This window comes from Pseudomonas sp. PS01303 (genome assembly GCF_029959385.1).
Lineage (GTDB): Bacteria > Pseudomonadota > Gammaproteobacteria > Pseudomonadales > Pseudomonadaceae > Aquipseudomonas > Aquipseudomonas rustica.
The window spans coordinates 1-5,731 of sequence record NZ_JASCPK010000229.1 but is presented as its reverse complement, the minus strand read 5'-3'; the positions used below and the strand labels follow the sequence as shown (position 1 = coordinate 5,731).

8 protein-coding genes are annotated in these 5,731 nt (G+C 52.3%); all 8 read right to left on the bottom strand.

Translation table 11 applies throughout. The features are described 5' to 3' along the window. Window positions 1–141: 141 nt before the first annotated feature. Window positions 142–480: a phage holin family protein gene (locus QMX93_RS29390; protein ID WP_053117676.1), complete on the bottom strand. Its 339-nt coding sequence runs from the start codon at window positions 478–480 to the stop codon at window positions 142–144. A gap of 147 nt (window positions 481–627) precedes the next feature. Continuing rightward, window positions 628–1,176 (bottom strand): hypothetical protein, encoded by a 549-nt coding sequence (locus QMX93_RS29385; protein WP_282359061.1) that lies wholly within the window; start codon window positions 1,174–1,176, stop codon window positions 628–630. A 119-nt stretch (window positions 1,177–1,295) separates the two neighbouring features. After that, the gene (locus tag QMX93_RS29380; protein ID WP_159813129.1) at window positions 1,296–2,969 is read right to left on the bottom strand and encodes a colicin-like pore-forming protein; all 1,674 of its coding nucleotides are present in this window, start codon (window positions 2,967–2,969) and stop codon (window positions 1,296–1,298) included. A 57-nt stretch (window positions 2,970–3,026) separates the two neighbouring features. After that, the gene (locus QMX93_RS29375; protein ID WP_159813172.1) at window positions 3,027–3,176 is read right to left on the bottom strand and encodes a Com family DNA-binding transcriptional regulator; all 150 of its coding nucleotides are present in this window, start codon (window positions 3,174–3,176) and stop codon (window positions 3,027–3,029) included. Between the two features lie 585 nt (window positions 3,177–3,761). Beyond that, on the bottom strand, window positions 3,762–4,499 hold the full coding sequence (locus QMX93_RS29370) for an XRE family transcriptional regulator (protein ID WP_053117672.1): 738 nt from the start codon (window positions 4,497–4,499) through the stop codon (window positions 3,762–3,764). 75 nt (window positions 4,500–4,574) lie between these two features. After that, window positions 4,575–4,757 (bottom strand): hypothetical protein, encoded by a 183-nt coding sequence (locus tag QMX93_RS29365; RefSeq protein WP_212545325.1) that lies wholly within the window; start codon window positions 4,755–4,757, stop codon window positions 4,575–4,577. 51 nt (window positions 4,758–4,808) lie between these two features. Further along, window positions 4,809–5,189, bottom strand: a complete 381-nt coding sequence (locus QMX93_RS29360; protein WP_282359058.1) for a DUF1090 domain-containing protein — start codon at window positions 5,187–5,189, stop codon at window positions 4,809–4,811. Then, window positions 5,186–5,545: a hypothetical protein gene (locus QMX93_RS29355; protein WP_159813123.1), complete on the bottom strand. Its 360-nt coding sequence runs from the start codon at window positions 5,543–5,545 to the stop codon at window positions 5,186–5,188. Before QMX93_RS29355 ends, QMX93_RS29360 begins: the two co-directional genes overlap by 4 nt. Window positions 5,546–5,731: the final 186 nt, after the last annotated feature.

The window sequence follows — 5,731 nt, the reverse complement described above, 5'->3', positions numbered from 1 at the left end:
CGATTGCGGTGGATCAGTTAGATGAAGTTCGACTGTGGCACCGCTATCGCGAGCAGGCTCACTCCTACAAGGGATTTGCGGCGTTTTCAGGTCAGTCTTAAGCAGCGACTTCAGGACTGAGGCGCTGTAGAAAATGCAGAATTACTGCGGATCGCGCGGCGGAATTTCGCAGACGCCAATCCGCTTCGCCGCCCAGCGTTCATAAAGTCCGATCGCCACATCGGCCCCGGCCATCGCAGTCAGGCAACCAAAAGCGCCAGCCGCCCAGATCGACATGCCAGCGGCATACAGCAGCATGATTGCCGAGACACCGCAGATCATGCAGGCGCCGGAGCGCAGGGCCAGGCGGCGCATCAGCGACCAGCCACGGGCGCCCTCTTTGTCAGCGCGCCACATTTCGCCGGACACCCCGCCCACCACGGCAAGGAGGATGACCAGCCAGATCGGCATGTCTGCCAATGCTTGTTGCTCGTTTGTCATGTCACGCCTCCTTGAGGATTTGATGAGTGAAAAGTGTTTGATTTAAGAGAGCGCTGGACTGGAGAGAGCACGCGCAAAAAAGCTCGTCAGTTAATTTACTTCGAGCTTTTCTAATCTACCTGTGAAGGACATTCGGTTGTCAGCGCCTCATTGCAGAGGCGGGGAATTCTTTTTGCTCAATCGATGACCTATAACGACAGGTAAATGCCGAAAGAGCAAATACGTCGACAGCACCATCACATTCAATAAAAACATAACACCGCATGAGAACAGAATGTAGGCGATCGGATTGCGACCAAATAAAGACAGGGGCGCGCGAGCATGAGCCAGATCAGTTTCGCGCATATAAAGCATCCAAAAAACCAAAATCATCAGAAGAACCCAACCCGCCAACAAAGACATCATCTTGAAAAGAGAGCTCTCCTCATACTCGGCATCCTCGAACAATGAGTTCTTCACAACCAGACAAGTAAACAAAACAGAAAAAAATGGAGACAACCATCCTATATAATTAACCACAGTACTGGACAGGGTATAAAATCTTGAAGAAATAAAACCAGCCCCTGTCAGCCAATAGCCGTCGACTATTGACCGGGGCAGTGAAAACATTCCGCTGCGTGCATCGTCAGAAATAAAGAACGCAAAAACAAACAAAGGCGCCCAGGACAGCAAGAGCAAGACCACCGGAATTTTCATTTTAATGAAGCGTTTACCTGAAACCCTCACGACTCCCCCTTATTATTGACCAGTGCCCTCGGCGCGAAAACACCGAGGGCAAATTCCGGTCTAACAGACTTCGCTAGTCCGGCTTAATGCTATTTAAAAAAATAGCCATTGATTTCATCAACTTTCGCCGCATCAATGTACGCAGAGATTAATGCCATCAGCACTGCAACTGCTGGAATGGAAACGATAGCAGGGATACCGAAGAGCGCCAAAACTACGGCCAACAATGCTCCCGCTGCAGACGCGGCGGCAGTGCCGACCGCCATCGATTCGATTTCGAGACCCAACGGTTTCCAGTCACCGGTCTCATAACCAGAAACTGCTTTCTGTCGAATAGCTTCTCCCTGAACAATCTTCCCAACCACGCCGAAGGCTTTACCCAGTCGCGTCAAATTGGCTGCAAAAGTGGCTTTATCCAGTGCCTTCAGAGCATCGGCGACGGCTTTGGAATCCTGGCCACTGAGCTTTGCCCGCGGATTGCTGCGAACCGTTTCAAATGTCGCCATGGCATCGTTGTAGCTGCGGATTTTCTTCCCGGAAATATTGCTCTGAAGATCACGGGCAACCTTACTCATACGCTCGCCGTATTTAGTCAGAATCTCCTCATTGGTGTCTGCCAGAAAGCTCAGACCATCCTTCAAAGACTCTGCCTCCAGATAGGCTTGCGCGGTATTGAGCGCAGGCAGTCTGCCCTCCAGGCTGTTTATTTCCCGCGTGATGACGTCGGCACGATACGCCGTACTGATCAATGAAAGTTCGTGCTCGAAAGCAGCATCGGAAGGCAGTTTTCCGTCCCTTGCCCGCTCGAGGAAACCCTTCAGATCGCTATTTTTGAAATCCACGCCGGGATACTGCGACAGCGCGAAATTCAAAGCCTTCAAGGAATCGTACTTGCGCTGCGACAGCACATTGACGACAGCCAATGCACGGCTGACCCACTCACCAGCCGTTTGCTGCGGGAGAGGTCCTATCCTTGCGTTTTCGGCATCAAGTTCGGACTGCACTTTGGGTTCGACAGCCGCGACATCAGCGTTGTATTGATTGACGATGGGATTGCGTCGCGCAGTCAGCTTTTCGCCCCAGGCACGAATCTCTGCCCACATGGTGGCTTCTTTTACGGCAGCCTGGTTCTCCGTCAGTTGCAAAGCATCAAGAAAACGAAGAACAGACGTGTATTGGGTATTCAACGCCGTGACCGTATCGGCATGCAACTTTGCTGAATAGGCTGCACGATAGGAGCGCTCCCATGCCTTCAACGAGTCGGCATACTGAATCTTGCCTTTTTCAAAATTATTAAACGCCTTCAGTGCGATTTCATTTTGCGTTTTTGGTAACGGGTCACTGCCGAAGAAACTATTCGCCGTAGCGGCATCCGCCTGATAGGCCGCTGCCTTACGTGTGACAAGTGTCTGGCGGACGGACATCTCGCGTTTTACCGCTTCGACGGGAGGTAGACTATTAGTTCCAAATTCCAGTCGCGTCGCCGCCAGTTGAGTTTCAATGGATGCTGCCAACGCCTGCGAGTCCGCGGCATACTGATCTTGCACTGGCTTCAGAATCGCATTGGTAAATGCAACCGTGTAGGAGATGGAGGTGTTGAGCCGTCCCATCACCGTGCTCATTTGATGCGAAGTAAATACCGGCATACCGACATAATTACCAGGAATGAAGTTGTAACCACCGCCATTGCCCCAGTCTCGAACAGGGTCATATTTGTTATCAGGGTATACAAAACTTGTATCAAGCAGAATTGGACCAGCCATGACAATCTCCGAATATCTTGTGCAAACATGCACTTGATGAAGTCGAGCATGTATTACTCAACTTCCGCTCTCTGGCGCTGTTCGAGACTCATCGGTCTTCATGTTATTCAAGGTTCCACAGCGTGGACACTTGATTTGTATTTCGCTATACCGTCCCGCCCGGGCCAGAAGCTTGTTGCACTTTCCACATCTGCATTCCGTTAGCATGTGCAAGTCCCTTTGTTTGTGCATGGTGTCATGCCAATCGCACCTGCCACCTGCGACCCGCCATCTCTCATGCTGTCCCATAGATGGAATTTCAACAGTCCGACCGGCTTGCGAGAGATAGGCATTCCAAAAAGCCCGGCAGTCAACCGCCAGGCTTTTCAGTAATGCGCTCCTTCGCCTCCCTTCAATTCCCGTAACCAAGAAGGAAGCTGACTTTTCGGCGCAACTGGCGCGGTACGAGTCCATTCAGATTGTTTTTCCGACCGCGGTCCCTGCCCGCCGGATAACTGCTTCTGGTGCTTTACGCTGCACACCCGGGTCAGTTGCCAACCCTCTGAACCGTTGAGGCCGGTTCATCGCTGCCTGTTCTTGTCGAACTAAAGAGCTTGTCTTGCCAGCCGCTTTGTCGAGCGGCTTGGTGGCAAGAATATGCATGGATGCATATACAGTCAATGCATAAATGCATTTATTTATGCACAAGAAATGCAAGAACGCATGAAAAGCCGCGTGATTAAAGGTCTTGGTGGCTTTTTCGAGGCGAAAAAAAACCCGCTGAGGGGCGGGTTCTATCTGACGGCGATCTGCTTATCGGGCGTACATGCCCCACCAGAAGACGTGACCAATGATGACGATCTGCTCTTCCTGGATTTCCTGGAAGCTGTAGTCCTCGTCCGGATGTTCGTCACGATTGAAGCTGCGCAAACGGATACCGGTGGGCAGGCGATAGAGTTGCTTCACCCGCAATTGACCGTTGTGGTTGATTGCATAAAGGTCGCCATCGATGATGTCGCCAATGCCGCATTTGCCGGCGTTGACACCGACGGTGGCGCCGTCACGCAGCACCGGCAACATGCTGTTGCCGCGCACGGTCACGCATTTGGCCTGGTCGAATTGCACACCGTTATGGCGCAAGCTGCGCTTTCCGAAGCGCAGACTAGAGCGCTCGCTCTCTTCCACGATGAATCTTCCTGATCCAGCCGCCAATTCAACCTCGCGAAGAAACGGTACCGACACCTCGTCATCATCGACCGGTGTGTCGTCGTCCCACAGGCTTATGTCCTTGAGTTCCGCGTGCACATCGTTGTTGCGCGCGCCAGCGCTCGCCGGCGGCGCATCCGCGCGACCGCGCAACAAGTCGGTGCTCACGGCGAAGTACTCGGCGATCTTCGAGATATGTTTATCCGAGGGATCGACGATCTTCCCGCTGAGAATTCGCGAGAGAGTGGATTGCGGCACGCCGGTGCGACGGTGAAGCTCCGTGGGGGAGATCCCGTGCTGATCAAGCAGTGCTCTTAAGACGGTTGCTACGTTGCGTTTTTGCATAACGCGCATAGTGCTTGAAGTTTTACCTCAAGACAAATGCCAAATTGCATAAAAGGCGCATAAAAAATGCATAAATCAAGGTTTAACGCGTCGAGCCGCCGCGTTGGCGCGTTTGATCCGATCATTGCGCGCCTTTTTGTCGTAATCGTCTTTGGCGCCCATGATGCCACCGGCGGCGTGTACCCAATCGGTGGCGGTGCAGCCGGTGAGCAAAATGGCTGAGGTAAAGATTGAAGCGAAGATCACTGCGGTTTTCATTGGAAGGTTTCCTGAGGTCATTGCCACATACATCGTTCACAACGGCGGCTGTCACTCAACCACAAGCCGCTGCAATTTTTCCTCGGCGCGTTCGAGCCTGGCTTCGTGCTTCTTGATGACTTTCACATCGCCGTACTGACGCGCTGCTTTCAGATGGTTTTGACGGCGCCGCACTTCGGCTTCGGCCTTGCGAATCGCTCTTGAATGATCATCCTCGGCAGAGGGCTCTCGGCAATAACGCTCGACATTGGCCAGCGCCTGCTCAAGTCCGGCCTGGCGATAAACGTTATCCGCCGCTTCTGCACGGTCTATTTGGCGAATAATTTCAGCGCGGCGCTCGGCGCAACTTTGTCGCGAGTCGGCGAATGAGTTTTCAATGATTAATACGCCGCTGACTGCGAGGGACAGACTGCAGAAAATACTGAGTTTCATGAGGCATACCCCAAGTAACTTCTCTCGCCATAATGCCCACCGAAATAGCTGACGCGAGACCAGGCATCGCGACAATTCAAGTTTCTTTGTATCGCAGTTAATGCTGCCATGACCATGTCGCGACAACGTGCCTTGCACATCGGAAAGTGTTCAACCATCCACGCCATCGGCACATAAACATGATCAAAACACAGCAATACCGGGATCCGTTCTGACAGTGTGGAAATACTTACCTCTTTTTCTTTCCCACCCACCGCCGCCGCAACAAACACAGTGCCTTGTCTGTTTATCGCAATTGATCGTTTCCAGACTGGAGCCTGAACGCCATATGCACTGCGCACACAAAACCAGAGCATGTATAAAACCCCTCAACACTCTAAACATCGTCACATTCTTCAAGGCAATAAAAACAGCCGAACTGCGCGGACTCTTCGGTGCCGTCACAGAGGCTGTTAGCTTGAATCGTTTCCTTTGTAGGAGCTGCCGAAGGCTGCGATCTGTTGATCTTCCTAAAGCAAGATCAACAGATCGCAGCCTTCGGC